This is a genomic window from Hydrogenophilus thiooxidans, assembly GCF_019049855.1.
Classification (GTDB): Bacteria; Pseudomonadota; Gammaproteobacteria; order Burkholderiales; family Rhodocyclaceae; genus Hydrogenophilus; species Hydrogenophilus thiooxidans.
In genome coordinates, this window is sequence record NZ_JAHLSY010000001.1 from 1 (window position 1) to 15,935 (window position 15,935).

Consider the following 15,935-nt stretch of genomic DNA (forward strand, 5'->3'; position numbering starts at 1 on the left):
ACGGGCGGTATTCGCGTTTGGCCAAACAAAGGAGCACGTCAAACGGGTTATAGACCCGATCCGCGCCGCCCCACCAGTAGCCGTTGTACCAAAAGCGCAGCCGCTCGCGATCAAGCGGCCTGCCTTCTGCCGCCGCAGCGGCAAACTCCGGCGCAAAGACCGTGTCGAGATCGGCCTCGGTGTAACCACAGATCGCTGCAAAGTCGTCATCGAGCGTGATGTCGTTGAGGTTGTTGAGCCCGGAAAAGAGCGACACTTGGCTGAATTTGGAAACGCCGGTGAGAAAAACGAAACGGAGGTGCTCTGCAGCCTCTTTGAGTACGCTGTAGAGGTCGCGCAGAATCGCACGGTGTGCGGCCGCCTGCTCAGGATGGACGATCACGTCGAGGATCGGTTTGTCGTATTCATCGACCAGCACCACCGCCGGTGCGTCGTGGTGGTTGGTTGCCCGTTCGATGAGTTCCAGGAGCGCAAGCCCCGGTTGCGGCCACTGCGGCGCGTCACCAAGTCCCAGCTGATGGGCGTTGCGCTTGAGTTGGTAGCGAATCACCGCATCGATTGCCGCTTCGTTCGGAAACGTACCGGTCCCGAACGAAAAGCGAATCACCGGGTAACGTTGGTTCCAGTCCCAATGGTCCGCGAGGTAGAGCGCTTCGCGCGGCGCGCTGCCGTCATGCCCATCATGCGCGGCAAAAAGTTCGCGCTGCCCGGAAAAGGCGCACGCGATCGTGTCCAAGAGCAGCGACTTGCCAAAGCGCCGCGGGCGGGAGAGAAAATAGTACTTGCCGCCGCTTGCCACCATGCGCGCCAAAAACGGGGTCTTGTCGACGTAGTAGTACCCCTCGCGGCGAATCTGTGTGAAGCTCTGAATACCGATCGGCAGTTTTTTACGCATCGCCGGCGCGCCTTGCTTTTTCCTCTCGCCGAAAGACGGGTGCATCCGGACGAGAGGCCTCCGGTACATAATGGTAGCCCGCTTTGGCGAAACGGAGGAGCGCTTCCGGTTGCAAGCGACCCTCCGTAAGCGCACATTCAGCCAAGTGGCGCACCATCAAACCGCGTGCCCGTTTCGCATAGAAGCTGATCACCTGGTAGCGCCCACCCTTTTCGTCTTCGAATTGCGGCGTGATCACGGGAAAGCCCAGCGCCATGGGGTCGACCGCTTTGAAATACTCTTGCGACGCCAAATTGACGAGCACCGCTGCTTCCCCAGCGGCGGCAAGTGCAGTAAGCGCCGCCCTCAGGTGTTCCGTTACCGTCGTACGCCAAAACGCGTAGAGATCCTTCCCTTCGGGATTCTCGAGACGGCTGCCCATCTCCAGACGGTAGGGTTGCATCGCGTCGAGCGGTCGCAACACCCCGTAGAGCCCAGAGAGGATCCGCAGGTGGTCTTCGAGCCACTCGATCGCATCGAGGGGCAAAGTCCGCGCGGACAACCCCTCATAGACGTCACCGTTGAAGGCAAAGAGCGCTGGCGCGCTGTTCTCAGTCGTATGCTCAGGCTGCCAGGCTCGGTATCGCGCCACGTTGAGCGCGGTGAGCGCATCGGAAAGATCCATCAACCGCGCCACCGCTTGTGGGGTGAGCGCTCGTAACCGTTCGATAAGCATTGCGGCACGATCGACGAACGCTGGCGCTTGCCGCGCGGGCAGCGGCGACGGGGTTTCGAAATCGAGCGCTTTTGCAGGGGAAATGACGATCAACATCGGAGTTTCTCCTCCCATTCAACCATTACGAGAACGGGGCGGACCGATCCACAGGATCGCGACGCGCCGTGCGCTGCCGCCGCGCTTCGAAGAGAAAAACGGCTGCAGCGGTCGCCACGTTGAGTGACTCGATCCCTGGCGCCAGCGGCAAGATCACCGGAAGCGCCCCACGCGCTTGCCAGATTGGTCGTACCCCCGCTCCTTCGTTGCCGAAAACCCACGCAGCCGGCGCAGAGAGATCGAGCGTGTCGAGCGAGCGGCTTTCCGGCGACAACACGGTTGCAAAGAGACGGCGTTCGCGCGCGTACGGCTGCCAGACCGCATCGGGCACTTCTCCTTCAAAGATGGGCAGAACCATGTGCGCCCCCATTGCCGCGCGCAACACTTTCGGCGACCAGGCGTGTACCGAACCCGGTGCAAGCCACGCCGCCGCGCACCCAGCGGCCGCCGCAACGCGCAGCAATGCGCCGACATTCCCCGGTTCTTGCACGCCATCGATGATGACGAGATCCCCTTTGCCCCAACGCAGAGCGTTCCCCTGCGGTTTCACCACCTCGGCAATGAGCCCCTGGGGTGTCGCTGTGTCGCTCACCGCAGTGAGCACCGCGGCGGTGACGCGCACCAGCGCGACATGCTGGGCGCGGAGCCGATCGAGCAGGATCGCGTGGCGGGTCGCGCCCGTCTCGTCGTACCACACTTCGCGGATGCGCCACTTTGCTGCGAGCGCTGCCTCGATGAGGTGCGGACCTTCCAAGAGGGCCCAATCGGCATTGCGACGAACGTCCCCTTTTTCCATCCACGCCCGCCACCGCTTGACGCGCGGGTTATGCCGCGACGTGATCGCAACCGGCGCGTCTCTCATGGCGCCTCACCCTGCATGAATGCGGCTACCGGTTGGAACGATCGACGATGCTCCGGCGTCACCCCCAAGCGGCGCAACGCCTCGCGGTGCTGCGCCGTTCCATACCCTTTGTGCTGCGCAAACCCATAGCCCGGGTAGTGCGCATCCAGCGCCACCATCAGTCGGTCGCGCGCCACTTTCGCAACGATCGACGCCGCAGCGACCGCGGGAACGGTGGCATCGCCCCGCACCACCGCCTTAGCACGAAAGGGCCACTGCGGCAAGCGGTTGCCATCGACAACGATCGGCTGCGCTACGATCTGCGCTTGGCATTCGGGCATGGCGTCGAGCACGCGCCAAAGCGCCGAAACGGCGCGGGTCATCGCCAACGCCGTCGCGGGCCAAATGCCCAACGTATCGATCTCGGCAACAGTCGCCCAGCCCAGTGTGACCGCGAGTGCCTCCGCCTCGATCGCTGCAGCCAACGCTTCCCGGCGGTGTGGGGTGAGGCGCTTCGAATCGGCCAGCCCCGTGAGCGCGCACCCCCGCTCACCCAACACCACTGCCGCAGCACAGACCGGCCCAGCCCACGGACCGCGTCCCACCTCATCGACACCGATCTGCCACGGATTGCCGGAACCTTCCATTCCCCAAGCCTCCGTCATCGGACACGCCGTGAGACGCCACGCCTACCTTCTGCGACCCACTCAGCAAGGTGCGCCGCGGTACGCTCGGCCATTTGACGACGGAGCTGCTCATGAAGGGAGAAGAAACGTGCCCGCAGCTCGGTTTGGCGCTCGGGTGCGTCAAACCAGGCAAGCACGGCGTTCGCAAGCCGCTCTGGAGTGGCTGCGTCTTGGAGCAACTCCGGCACCACGGTTTCGTTGCACAAAATATTGGGTAAGCCGATCCACGGCAAATAGGCCATGCGCTTCATCCAGCGATATTGCCATGGGGAAACCCGGTACGCAATCACCATCGGTCGTTTGAAGAGCGCCGCTTCCAACGTTGCGGTGCCGCTTGCGACCAATACGACATCGGCCGCGGCAAGCGCCACATGTGCTTGCCGGGGTACGATCTTGAGCGGTGCCCGCCCCGACCAGCGCGCTGCCAGCGCTTCCGCGTACCGATCCCCCAGTGCGTTTGCGGTGGGCACCACCACCTGAAGCCCGGGGAGCGCATGCGCTACCCGCTCCGCCGCCGCGAAGAAAATCGCGCCCAGCCGCGTCCACTCCCCTTCGCGGCTGCCGGGCAACACAGCCAAGAGGGGCGCGTCTTCGGCAACCCCAAGCTGTTGCCGCGCCGCCCTGCGATCGGGCTCCAGAGGGATGAGATCGGCAAGCGGATGGCCGACATATTCGGCGCGCAACGCCGTGCCGGCATAGCACTGGGGTTCGAAGGGAAAGAGGCAAAAAAGGAGCTCGACCGCGCGGACGATCTTGCGAATGCGTCCGCGTCGCCACGCCCAAACGGAAGGGCTCACGAGCTGCGCCGTGCGCACCCCTTGGGCGCGCAACCGTTGCGCAAGCCCCAAATTGAAATCGGGTGCGTCGATCCCGAGGAAATGGGTCGCTTCCGCTGCGAAGGTGTGCGCAAGCTGGCGGCGCAACGCCAACAATTGGGGGAGGCGCCGGAGCGCATCGACGAAACCATGAACCGCAAGCGGCTCATACGACCAGCGAACGGCGCAACCCGCATCTATGAGTTGCTCACCACCCACGCCGAAGAGGGTAAGCTCGGGGAATTGGCCACGCAGCGCGCGGACCACCGGCGCCGCGATCGCATCCCCCGACGCTTCGCCCGCAACCAGCGCCATGCGGGGTGGCGCAGCCCTCATCCGCGCACGATACCCCGTCCCGGCGTGCGCAGAAACGCAACGAGCGGCTCGAGTTCCGGAAATTCGGCGCTTGCTGCCGCAATCTGCGCGATCGCCTCGTTCAGAGACAACCCTTCGCGGTAGAGCGTTTTGTACGCGCGCTTGATCGCACGAATCGCTTCGGGCGAAAAGCCGCGCCGCTTCAACCCTTCGCTGTTGATGCCGTGCGGTACCGCTGGATTGCCGGCTACCGTGACGTACGGGGGGAGGTCTTGCGTCAGCACCGTCCCGACGCCGCAGAAGCTGTGGGCGCCGACGCGCACGAACTGATGCACCCCCGTGAAACCTCCAAGGATCGCCCAATCCCCCACCTGAACGTGACCACCGAGCGTCGCGTTGTTGGCGAAGATCGTATGCGAGCCAACGACGCAGTCGTGCGCGATATGGACGTACGCCATGATCCAGTTGTCATCGCCGATCGTCGTCACGCCGCGATCCTGAACCGTTCCGCTATTGACGGTGCAATACTCACGAAAGGTATTGCCGCTGCCGATCACCACGCGGGTAGGCTCACCGCGGTACTTCTTGTCCTGCGGCTCAAGGCCAATCGCGCAGAAAGGGAAGAAACGGTTGCGCGCGCCAATGGTCGTATGGCCGTCGAGCACACAGTGGGCGCCAATCGTGCATTCGTCCCCGACCACCACGTTGGGACCGATCACCGCGTAGGGGCCGACGGTAACGCCTCGCCCCAGTTCGGCTTTCGGATCGACGATCGCGGTGGGATGAATCGAAACGCCCACGCTACGCTCCTCACTGCCCCTCTTTGAGGGCGCAGAGGATTTCCGCTTCCGCAGCCAATGCCGCACCGACCCGCGCACGGGCGGCGTAGCGCCAGATGTGGCGCATCGTTCGCAGGATTTCCACTTCGAGCAACAATTGGTCGCCTGGCACCACCGGCCGCTTGAAGCGTGCGTTATCGATCCCGGCGTAATAGACGACGGAGTCGGGTGAGGGCTTACGCTCCATCGTCACAAAAGAGAGCACTGCTGCTGCTTGCGCAAGTGCCTCGAGGATCAAAACCCCAGGGAAGATCGGCTGGTTGGGGAAATGGCCCGGAAAAAAGGGTTCGTTCACGGTCACGTTCTTGAGCGCAACGATCCGTTTCCCTTTTTCCAACTCGAGCACCCGATCGACCAACAAAAACGGGTACCGATGGGGAAGGTAGGTCAGAATCTCTTGAATATCGATCATCGTTTGTCCTTGTTCCGCTGCCACCATTTGCCGATTTCCGCCAACCGTTTCCACCAGGCGGCGTTTTTCTGCCATTCCCGATACGGCAAAGCCGGAAGATGCCCCGCGTAAAAGCCACCGTTCGGAAGCGAACTCGTCACCAATGTCGCCGCCCCGATCGTCACATCGTCGCCGATCGAGAGATGCCCCGCCAATCCGGCTTGACCGCCGATCCGGCAGCGCGCGCCGACCACGGTACTCCCCGCAAGACCAGCACAGCCAGCGATTGCGGTGGAGCGCCCGATTCGACAATTATGGGCAATCTGAACGAGGTTATCGATCTTCACACCGTTTTCGATCACGGTATCTTCGAGCGCGCCGCGGTCGATCGTCGTATTTGCGCCGATTTCAACATCATCGCCGATCACCACCCGTCCCACCTGCGGGATCTTCTCCCACCGCGCGTGGGTTTGGTCCCAGGCAAAACCGAATCCGTCGGCACCGATCACCGCGCCAGGGTGCACTCGGCAGCGGGCGCCGAGCCGGCACCGGGCGCCGACGACGACGTTGGCGCCCAACCAACTGCCCGCGCCGATCGTGGCTTCTGCCCCCACTTTGACGCCCGCTTCCAACACCACATGGTCTTCGACCACGGCACCCGCGGCAACATAGACGTGCGGGCCGATGTGCGCGCTCGCTGCTACTACTCCTTCCACCACGGCGGTCGGATGGATGTGTGGCGGAAATTCCGGGGAGGGATAGAGCCATTGCGCGACGCGGGCATAGGCGAGATAGGGGTCACTACAAGAAAGCACCGCTTGTACGTTCGGCGAAACATGCGCTTTGACCCCTTCGGGCAGGATCAGAACCGCCGCCTGGGTGGTCGCCGCTTGCGCCAGGTAACGGGGGTTGGCGATGAACGCCAAGGACCGCGCATCGGCGCGGTCAGGAGGTGCGATTCGCTCCACCGCTACGGTGCCGTCCCCGTTGAGAACGGCGCCGAGCCGTTTCGCCAATTCCGCAGCGGTAAGGGCCATCCGTCTCGCTCAGCGGACGTTTTCGAGCGCTTTGATCACGTCATCGGTGATATCGATCCGCGGACTGGCATAGACCGCGTCTTGGAAGACGATATCGAGATCTCTCTTTTCCGCAACGCGCTTGATCGCTTGATTCGCGAGATCGAGCACCTGCACCAACTCTTCGTTGCGGCGCTGGTTGAGATCCTCGCGGAATTCACGCTGTTTGCGCTGGAATTCGCGGCTGAGATCCGCAAACGTCCGCTCTTTGCGTTGCCGCTCGTTCTCGCTCATCGATGCGCCTTTGCTGTCGAGCTCCTGTTGCAGCTGCTGCAACTCCTGCGCCATCCGTTTCAGCTCGCGGTCGCGCGGCTCAAACTCTTTTTCGAGCCGCTTCTGGGCCGCAACCGCAGGCGCCGCCTCTTTGATCAGGCGTTCCGAATTGACGAAGCCGATTTTGGCTTGCGCCAGCGCCGAGACACTCGCCAATGAAAAGGCCACAGCCAGAATGGTTTGTTGCCAATACCGCTTCATGATACCCCTTTGCTATCAAGCGAACAAACTTAAAAAACTGCACCCAACTGGAATTGGAATTTTTCGGTTTTGTCTGGAACGCCGTTGAGATCCTTGCGCACCGGCACAGCCACGGCAAAGCGCAATGGACCGATCGGCGAGACCCAGGTCAGCCCCACCCCAGTGCTTACCCGGAGGTCTTGTAGCCGCATTTTTTCCTCTGCACCCCAGACATACCCCGAATCAACAAAGATCGACCAGCGGAACGACTGGTCTTTGCCGGCGCCAGGCATCGGGAAGAAGTACTCACCGGAAAGGAGCAGCCGCCGAGTGCCGCCATAGGCATCGCCATATTCGTCCTTACGGCCGAGCGAAGAGGCGGCAAAGCCACGCACAGTGGTGATGCCGCCGGCGTAGAAGTTGCGGTAGAACGGAACCTCTTTCCCGCCATAGGCCTTTTCGTAACCGAATTCGGCGTTGAGCATCAGGGTGCTTTGTCGCGTCAGGGGGAACCAGTGTTGATGCTGCGCGGTGATACGCCACAGCTTCACATCCCCCGGCGGCAGATCCACCTCACCCACCAAACGCTGATAGATCCCTTTGGTCGGCAAGAGGCGCGAGTCGCGGCTGTCGCGCGACCAACCGGCGGAGAGCCCCAAGGTCAAGATCCCGCTACAGTCGAACGCGCTTTTGCCGGGGGTACAGAAGTCGATGTAGCGCCGCGGACTGTTTTCGAAAGTAACGATTTCGGTGCGATCCACCGAAAGGCCGAAGTTGATGCGATCCTCCTCGGCGATCGGCCACCCCACCCGAATCCCAGCGCCGAGCGATTTGGTTTTGTAATTTGAGATGTAGAGCGAACTCGAATTGGAGGGGTCGAAGGTGCGGTGGTAGAGGTCATAGCCCACCGAGACCCCATCGACTGTGTAATAGGGATCGGTGAACGAGAGCGAAAAGGTCCGCCGCGCCCGACTGGTATCGAGCCCCATCGCCACCGATTTTCCGGTACCTAGAAAGTTTTCCTGCGAGATCGATCCGGAAAGAACGAGCTTTTCGGCGCTCGAAAAACCAGCGCCGAGCATCAAATTGCCCGTCGGCCGCTCTTTTACCTGCACTTTGACGTCGAGCTGGTCGCTCACCTCCGGCGCGGGTTGGGTGTCGACGCGCACTTCGTCGAAATAGCCCAGCCGCTCCACCCGCTCCTTCGACTTTTTCAATTTCGCGACGTTGTACCATTCGCCTTCCAATTGGCGAAGCTCACGCCGAATCACCTCATCGCGCGTTTTGCTGTTGCCAGCGATTTCGATGCGGCGCACGTACATTCGCCGTCCCGGGTCAACGGCAAGGGTAAAGGCCACCGTTTGTTGCTCTCGATCGATTTGCGGAACGGGTGTGACATTGGCAAACGCATACCCCTCCTCGCCCAACCGCTCGGTGATCCCCTGAATCGACTGTTCCAGTTTTTCCCGCGAATAGGTCTCCCCCGGTTTGAGCTGCACCCGGTCGACGAGCGCCTCTGCCGGCACTGGGAATTCACCCGTAAGCTTGACGCCGCTGACGCGGTAGGGTTTCCCTTCGTGGATTGCGATCGTGATGAAGATGTCGCGCTTGTCGGGCGAAATCGCCACATTTGCCGATTCGATACGAAAATCGAGGTACCCTTGATTCATATAGAACGCGCGCAGGTTTTCGAGATCCTGCGAGAGCTTTTCGCGCGAATATTGATCGGCCTTGGTGTACCAAGTGAACCACCCCGGTGTGGTCAGTTGGAACTGATCAAGAAGCCTCTTCTCCTTGAAGGCCTGAGCCCCGACGATGCGAATCTCGCGAATCTTCGCCACTTCCCCTTCGTTGATCTCAAAGCGCAACGCGACGCGGTTTCGGGGAAGCGGGACCACTTCCGCGCGCACTTGCGCGGCGTATTTCCCTTTCGCCAGATATTGGCGTTTCAACTCTTGTTCCGCCTGCCGTACCAGCGCAGGATCGTAGATGCGTGCCTCGGCGATCCCGATGGCGCGCAACGCTTTTTTGATCGGTTCCGGTTCGAACTCTTTCATCCCGCTGAACTGAATTTCGCCGATCGCAGGCCGTTCATCGACGACGACGACCAAGACGTCACCGTCGCGTTCGACCGAGACGTTGCGGAAAAAACCGGTCTCGAAGAGGCGCCGCACCGCTTCGTCGGCCAACTCGGGCGTGATTCGATCACCGATACGGACCGGCAAATAGCTGAAAACGGTACCCGGCTCGACACGCTGAATTCCTTCGACGCGGATATCACGGACGACGAACGGCTCCAACGCCCAACCGCGCAGCGCCCAACACGCAAGCACCCCCACAAGAAGCGCCTGACGCTGGACCGATCGCGCACGCAGCAAAAGAGAGACCCTAGTCATACATCAGCTCAACCAACGCACAAAATCATTGAAGAGCGCCAGCCCCATCAGGAAGAGCAAAAGCGCCATCCCGATGCGTTGTCCGACGTTCTGCGCCGTTTCGGACAATGGGCGCCCGCGCAACCACTCGAGCGAATAATACAGCAAATGCCCCCCGTCGAGAATCGGAATCGGCAAGAGGTTGAGTACCGCTAGGCTCACGCTCACGAGTGCCAGAAAACTGAGGTAGTGCGCCCAACCCAGTTCCGCGCTCTGCCCCGCGACGGTCGCAATCGTCAATGGCCCGGAGAGGTTTTTCACCGACGCTTCTCCGACGAGCATCTTACCGATCATCTTGAGCGTCACAGTCGCCGTCTCGAGCGTTTTCGCCCACCCATAGACGAGCGCATCGGTTGGCCCATAGACGACGCGGCGAACGAGCATGTCGCGATCGGGCGCGCGCGCTTGAACGCCCAGACGGCCAAAGCGGCCTCCATCCCGCTCTGGCACGGCCTCCAAAGTCACCTCTGCGCGCAGACGCTCGCCACCCCGCAGCCACTCGATCGCGACGGTTTCCCCAGGATGGCGCCGGACCGTTTCAGCTAGGGTCTGCCAATCGGTAATCGGGCTATCTGCCAGCGCGACGATCGCATCACCAGGAAGTAACCCGATTGCTGCCGCAGGACTTTCGGGCGCCACGCTACCGACCACCGGTGGCAACGGGGGGCGCGCCGCCACCAACCCCAATTGGTGCAACGGATCGCCACGATCGGGGTCGAGTTCGACGGGGGAGAGCGGCAGAGCCACCGCGAAGGCCGCCGCGGCTGGATCACGAAGGGTGAGCGTCACCGCCTCCTGACCATCGGCGATCGCTTGCAACACCGCCCAGCGAACCTGAGGCCAAGTATCGGCAGGCGTCCGATTCACGGCGATGATCTGCGCCCCGGAAGGAATCCCAACCGACGCCGCGGGCGAGGCTTCAGGAGGATCGACGAACGCGAGCGGCTCTTCGACCCCGATTGCCGCCACCCAGGCGTAAAAAAGGATCGCCAGCACAAAATTGGCCAACGGTCCCGCCGCAACGATCGCGATCCGCACAAGCGGCGGTTGACTGTCGAACGCGTAGGGTTTTTCCGATTCCGGGACGGGCGCTTCCCGGGAATCGAGCATCTTGACGTACCCCCCCAGCGGGATACCCGCAACGCCCCATTCGGTACCACGACGATCACGCCAGCTCAATAGCGGTTTGCCAAACCCCACGGAAAAGCGAAGGACCCGCACGCCAAACGCGCGCGCAACCCCGTAGTGGCCCAGCTCATGGAACCAAATCAGAATCCCCAGCGCGACCACAAAGGCCACGACCGTATGCAAAACGCTCATCCAATGCTCCAGCGGGAGACCCACCTGCGCGCTTTTTCCCGCGCTGCCTGATCGATCGCAAGCGCCGCCTCGACGCTGGTCACAGCCGTCACAGGGATTTCCGCTAGCGTTTCGGCAATTACCGCGGGGATGCGATCGAACGCCAAACGCCGCTCCAAAAACGCCGCAACCGCCACTTCGTTCGCGGCATTGAGCACCGTGGGTGCACAATCGCCCGTTCGTGCCGCTTCGAAGGCCAGACGCAGACAGGGGAAACGGTCGAAGTCGGGTGCCGCAAAGGTGAGCGTTTCCCGAACGGCCAGCGCCAACCACGAAGCCCCTGAGGTGATGCGCCTCGGCCACGCCAGCGCGTGCGCGATCGGCACCCGCATGTCGGGTTCCGAAAGATGGGCAAGCACCGAGCCATCGCAATACTCGACGAGCGCATGCACGATGCTTTGCGGATGGATCAACACCTCGATTCGCTCGAGCGGCAAGCCAAAGAGCCACATCGCCTCGATCACTTCGAGGCCTTTGTTCATCATCGTTGCCGAATCGACGGAGATCTTTTGCCCCATCGACCAGGTGGGGTGCGCACACGCCTCTTCGGGGGTAATCGACGCGAACGTGCCCGGGTCACGCGTCCGAAAGGGGCCGCCAGAGGCGGTAAGCACAAGGCGCCGGATCATCTGCTGCGCGTCTTTGAGTTGCCACCCCCCCGATTCGGTGGTGACGACGAGCGAACCCAAACATTGGAACAGCGCGTTGTGTTCCGAGTCGATCGGCAACAGCACGGCCCCCGATCGGCGCGCCGTTTCGGTGAGCAGCGCTCCGGTCATTACCAGCGCCTCTTTGTTCGCCAACAACACGCGCTTACCCGCTGCAACCGCCGCGTAGGTACTCGGAAGCCCCGCCCCACCCACTACCCCTGCGATCACCGTGTCGACGTCGCTTGCTTGCGCAACCGTCACGAGCGCGTCGGCGCCGGAGAGCACCTCGGTTGGCAGATCCTCTGCCGCAAGGTGGGCACGCAACGCATTTGCCGCATCGGGATCGACGACGACCGCCCAGCGGGGGCGAAAGGTCTGACAGATCTCAAGAAGCGGCGCCCAGCGGCGATGCGCAGAGACCGCGACGACGGTGAAACGTTCGGGATGGCGGCGAATCACCGCAAGGGCGCTTGCGCCAATCGACCCGGTTGCGCCAAAGACGGCGACGCTTTGCGGCATCACGGTACCGTGCGCCCTATCACCAAAAAACACCCGGCATGCGCGTCACCAGTGGAGCCACCACAGTGCGGTAATCGGCAAAACCGCCAAGAGGGCGTCGATGCGATCGAGCACGCCACCGTGCCCCGGAAGCATTCCGCCCGAATCTTTGACCCCAGCGTTGCGCTTCAACCACGATTCGAAGAGATCACCCATAACCGCAAGAAGCGCCACCGCAACGAACGCCAACACCCAGCCAGTGAACCCCGTGCTGCGACCGATCAGGGGATAGAGTACGACACCATACGCAGCGACAGCTCCCAACGCGCCCCACAAACCGGCCCACGTTTTTCCGGGGCTCACCGCTTCAAGAAGTTTGCGCGACCCATAACGGCGGCCGACGAAGAAAGCCGCGGTGTCTGCAATCCATACCAGCGTCACTGCCGCCAACAGAAGCCCGCTCGAAACCTCACGCAGCCCGAGCGCAGCGATCCCAGCCCCCAACAGCGTCACCCACCCCAAAACGAGGCCGATCGAGCGGGAACGAAGCGGAATTTGGAACCCCACCATCACCGGAGCGAGCGCAACCCAGAAAAAGAGGGCTGGAATCACGGCTGCCGCTGCTACAGGCGCGTGGATTGCCCCCGTGGCGATACCCGTTACCCGCCACAGGAGCGCCAAGAGCACAGCGGTAACCCCCGCGTAACCGATCGCTTCGATTGCCGACAACTTGACCAAACGGCCCCACTCCCACGCGGCGACGCCGATCACGCACGCGATAAAAAGCGCCCACAGCCAGTCCGGCGCAAAAAACGTCAGCACCAAAAAGACGACAATCGCGGCAACAGCCGTTGCCGTGCGCACCAACAATTCGTTCATCGTACCCTCCCTTGTGTTGTCGCAAGCTGCTCGCTCGTTCGTCCGAAGCGCCGCTCGCGTTCGCGATACCATTGGATCGCCGCATCGAGCGCTGCGGTGTCGAAATCGGGCCAAAAAATGGGTGTGAAGTAGAGTTCGGTGTAGGCCAACTGCCAGATCAGGAAATTGCTGATTCGTTGCTCGCCGCCGGTTCGGATGAAGAGATCGGGTTCCGGGGCGTCGCCAAGCGCGAGATAGGGCCACAGATCGCTTTCGCTGACCCGTCCCACCAATTCCGGGCGGTCGCTCAGCAAGCGGTTGAACGCGTTGAGGAGGTCCCAGCGCCCGCCATAATTGACCGCGACGTTGAGCGTAAGCCGCGAGTGACGTGCCGTTTTCGCTTCCGCCGTTTCGATCAGCGCGCGAAGCTCATCGCTCAACCCGTCACGGTTGCCGATGATCCGCAACCGGATGCCATTTTTGTCGAGCCGTGCGACCTCGCGCTTGAGCATCAAACGAAAGAGCCCCATCAAAAAATGGACCTCTTCCGGCGGACGGCGCCAATTTTCGGAACTGAACGCGAAAAGCGTGAGGTGCTCGACCCCCAATTCGGTGCAATGTTGCACGACCGTCCGCACCGCTTCGACCCCGCGCCGGTGCCCCTCGATTCGGGGCAGACCCCGCGCCTTAGCCCAGCGGCCATTACCGTCCATGATGATCGCGATATGGCGAGGGATCTCGCCAACATCCGGTATCGCTAAGGTCGAAGAAGTGCGCACGGGATCAGATCTGCATCAATTCGGCTTCTTTTTTCTCGATCGTCTCGTCGATGACCTTGACGAACCGGTCGGTCAGTTTCTGCACCTCTTCTTCGGCGCGACGCAGTTCGTCTTCCGTGATCCCTTTTTTCTTCTGCAGCTCTTTGAGCGCTTGGATGATGTCGCGGCGGACGTTGCGCACCGCAACGCGCACCTGCTCGCCTTCGTGGCGAACCACTTTGGTCAATTCGCGACGACGCTCTTCCGTGAGCGGCGGCATCGGCACACGGATGATCTCCCCCATGTTCGCTGGGTTGAGCCCCAAGTCGCTTTCGCGAATCGCCTTCTCGACTTTACTCATCATGCTCTTTTCCCACGGCTGGACGCCGAGGGTACGCGCATCCAGGAGCGTCACGTTCGCCACCTGGGGAATGGGCACCATCGTCCCATAGTATTCGACCATCACATGATCGAGGAGCCCCGTATGGGCGCGCCCGGTACGGATTTTCGTCAACTCCTCCTTGAGCGTCTCGACGGCCTTTTTCATCCGCCGTTCCGCGTCTTGCTTCAATTCTGCTACGCTCATCGATCGTTCTCCTCTTCAGGAATGCACGAGCGTTCCCTCGTCTTCGCCACACACCACGCGCAACAGCGCGCCAGGCTTGAAGATCGAAAAGACGTTGATCGGTAGTTTGATGTCGCGACACAGCGCAAAGGCGGTGGCATCCATCACCTGAAGGTTGCGGCCGATCGCCTCATCGAACGAGATCCGCGCAAACCGTTGCGCATCCGGATGCTTGGCGGGATCGGCGGAATAGATGCCATCGACTTTGGTCGCCTTCAACACGATTTGGGCGCCGATCTCGGCGCCCCGAAGTGCCGCCGCGGTATCGGTGGTGAAAAACGGGTTTCCGGTGCCCGCAGCAAAGATCACGACCCGACCCTCTTCCAAGTGGCGGATCGCGCGGGCACGGATGTAGGGTTCGACCACCTGGTCGATGCGCAGTGCCGATTGCACCCGCGCCGCGATACCCGCCCGGGTGAAGGCGTCGGCAAGCGCCATCGCGTTCATCACCGTGGCGAGCATCCCCATGTAGTCGGCGGTGGCACGGTCCATGCCACCGGCAGCCCCCTGCATCCCGCGAAAAATGTTGCCGCCCCCGATGACCACCCCTACCTGGACGCCCAACGCCGTGACCTCGCCGATCTCCTTGACGATGCGCGCCACGACGGCTTCGTCGATCCCGTAGCTCCGCTCTCCCATCAGAGCTTCGCCAGAGAGTTTGAGGAGAATTCGGCGGTAGGCGGCAACGGCGGTCATCGGCGCACTCCAGCTCGGGTTACGATTTGGCGGCAGCGGCTTGCGCGGCGACTTCGGCCGCGAAGTCGGTGCTCTTCTTCTCGATCCCTTCGCCGACGATGTAGAGCGCAAAGGTCGCAACCCGTGCCCCGCGGCTCTTCAACAACTGCTCGACAGTGGTCTTGTCGTCCTTGACGAAGCCCTGCCCCAAAAGGGTGACCTCTTTGAGGAATTTCTGCACTGCGCCTTCGACCATCTTTTCGACGATGTTGGCCGGTTTTCCGGACTGCTGCGCCTTTTCCGCCGCGACACGACGTTCCGATTCGATCAGCTCACTCGGCACACTGGTGGCGTCGAGCGCTTTGGGCTTGAACGCGGCAACGTGCATCGCTAAGTCTTTCCCCAGCTCGTCGTCGCCACCGACGAGGTCGAGCAGCACGCCGATCTTGCTGCCGCCGTGGATGTAGGGGAAGACCTTCCCTTCGGCCTCGATGCGAACGAAGCGGCGAATGGTGATGTTCTCCCCGATCTTGCCGATCAACTCGCGACGCACCTCGTCGACCGTTTTGCCCTCGAGCGGCAATTGTGCCAACGCGTCGAGGTCGGCCGGGTTGTGCCGGGCGACCAGCTCCGCGACCTGCTTCGCAAACGCTTGGAAGTCTTCGTTCTTCGCGACAAAATCGGTTTCGCAGTTGAGTTCGACCATCGCAGCCAATTTGCCGTCTTCGGAGAGGTAGGTCGCAACGACCCCTTCCGCGGTGATCCGCGTCGACGCTTTCGCTGCTTTATTTCCCAAGCGCACCCGCAGAATCTCTTCGGCCTTCGCCAGATCGCCGTTGGCCTCAGTGAGCGCCTTTTTGCACTCCATCATCGGCGCGTCGGTGCGCTCACGCAGCTCTTTCACCATTTGCGCTGTAATCGCTGTCATTTCGACTCCTTGCATTCGTTGTGACGT

Annotated in this window: 17 protein-coding genes; all 17 read right to left on the minus strand. The window is 61.9% G+C overall.

What is annotated here, in order from left to right:
* On the minus strand, positions 1–895 hold an 895-nt coding region (locus KUL93_RS00005; RefSeq protein WP_217125083.1), incomplete at its 3' end, for an ATP-binding protein.
* Positions 888–1,706, minus strand: a complete 819-nt coding sequence (gene yaaA, locus KUL93_RS00010) for a peroxide stress protein YaaA (protein ID WP_217125084.1) — start codon at positions 1,704–1,706, stop codon at positions 888–890. The genes KUL93_RS00005 and yaaA, both read right to left, overlap by 8 nt.
* Before the next feature lie 25 nt (positions 1,707–1,731).
* On the minus strand, positions 1,732–2,568 hold the full coding sequence (locus KUL93_RS00015) for a TrmH family RNA methyltransferase (protein WP_217125085.1): 837 nt from the start codon (positions 2,566–2,568) through the stop codon (positions 1,732–1,734).
* The gene (gene rnhB / locus KUL93_RS00020; protein ID WP_217125086.1) at positions 2,565–3,212 is read right to left on the minus strand and encodes a ribonuclease HII; all 648 of its coding nucleotides are present in this window, start codon (positions 3,210–3,212) and stop codon (positions 2,565–2,567) included. The genes KUL93_RS00015 and rnhB overlap by 4 nt, the downstream gene beginning before the upstream one ends.
* Entirely contained in the window at positions 3,209–4,384 is a 1,176-nt protein-coding gene (lpxB, locus tag KUL93_RS00025) for a lipid-A-disaccharide synthase (protein WP_217125087.1), read from the minus strand. Before lpxB ends, rnhB begins: the two co-directional genes overlap by 4 nt.
* Complete coding sequence (gene lpxA / locus KUL93_RS00030) at positions 4,381–5,163, minus strand: acyl-ACP--UDP-N-acetylglucosamine O-acyltransferase (protein WP_217125088.1); 783 nt, start codon at positions 5,161–5,163, stop codon at positions 4,381–4,383. The genes lpxB and lpxA overlap by 4 nt, the downstream gene beginning before the upstream one ends.
* A 10-nt stretch (positions 5,164–5,173) precedes the next feature.
* On the minus strand, positions 5,174–5,611 hold the full coding sequence (gene fabZ / locus KUL93_RS00035) for a 3-hydroxyacyl-ACP dehydratase FabZ (protein WP_346731603.1): 438 nt from the start codon (positions 5,609–5,611) through the stop codon (positions 5,174–5,176).
* On the minus strand, positions 5,611–6,630 hold the full coding sequence (gene lpxD / locus KUL93_RS00040; RefSeq protein WP_217125090.1) for a UDP-3-O-(3-hydroxymyristoyl)glucosamine N-acyltransferase: 1,020 nt from the start codon (positions 6,628–6,630) through the stop codon (positions 5,611–5,613). The genes fabZ and lpxD overlap by 1 nt, the downstream gene beginning before the upstream one ends.
* A 9-nt stretch (positions 6,631–6,639) precedes the next feature.
* Complete coding sequence (locus tag KUL93_RS00045) at positions 6,640–7,143, minus strand: OmpH/Skp family outer membrane protein (protein WP_217125091.1); 504 nt, start codon at positions 7,141–7,143, stop codon at positions 6,640–6,642.
* 29 nt (positions 7,144–7,172) lie between these two features.
* On the minus strand, positions 7,173–9,518 hold the full coding sequence (gene bamA, locus KUL93_RS00050; RefSeq protein ID WP_217125092.1) for an outer membrane protein assembly factor BamA: 2,346 nt from the start codon (positions 9,516–9,518) through the stop codon (positions 7,173–7,175).
* Positions 9,519–9,521: 3 nt separating this feature from the next.
* Positions 9,522–10,877, minus strand: coding sequence for an RIP metalloprotease RseP (gene rseP / locus KUL93_RS00055; RefSeq protein ID WP_217125093.1), 1,356 nt, complete (start codon positions 10,875–10,877; stop codon positions 9,522–9,524).
* On the minus strand, positions 10,874–12,085 hold the full coding sequence (gene dxr, locus KUL93_RS00060; RefSeq protein WP_217125094.1) for a 1-deoxy-D-xylulose-5-phosphate reductoisomerase: 1,212 nt from the start codon (positions 12,083–12,085) through the stop codon (positions 10,874–10,876). Before dxr ends, rseP begins: the two co-directional genes overlap by 4 nt.
* Positions 12,086–12,130: 45 nt before the next feature.
* Complete coding sequence (locus KUL93_RS00065) at positions 12,131–12,943, minus strand: phosphatidate cytidylyltransferase (RefSeq protein ID WP_217125095.1); 813 nt, start codon at positions 12,941–12,943, stop codon at positions 12,131–12,133.
* Positions 12,940–13,701, minus strand: coding sequence for a polyprenyl diphosphate synthase (uppS, locus tag KUL93_RS00070; protein WP_217125096.1), 762 nt, complete (start codon positions 13,699–13,701; stop codon positions 12,940–12,942). The genes KUL93_RS00065 and uppS overlap by 4 nt, the downstream gene beginning before the upstream one ends.
* Positions 13,702–13,705: 4 nt before the next feature.
* A complete protein-coding gene (gene frr / locus KUL93_RS00075) occupies positions 13,706–14,266 on the minus strand; it encodes a ribosome recycling factor (protein WP_217125097.1) in 561 nt (186 codons plus the stop codon).
* 15 nt (positions 14,267–14,281) lie between these two features.
* Positions 14,282–15,001: a UMP kinase gene (pyrH, locus tag KUL93_RS00080; RefSeq protein ID WP_217125098.1), complete on the minus strand. Its 720-nt coding sequence runs from the start codon at positions 14,999–15,001 to the stop codon at positions 14,282–14,284.
* 19 nt (positions 15,002–15,020) lie between these two features.
* The gene (gene tsf, locus KUL93_RS00085) at positions 15,021–15,908 is read right to left on the minus strand and encodes a translation elongation factor Ts (protein ID WP_119334896.1); all 888 of its coding nucleotides are present in this window, start codon (positions 15,906–15,908) and stop codon (positions 15,021–15,023) included.
* Between the last annotated feature and the right edge of the window lie 27 nt (positions 15,909–15,935).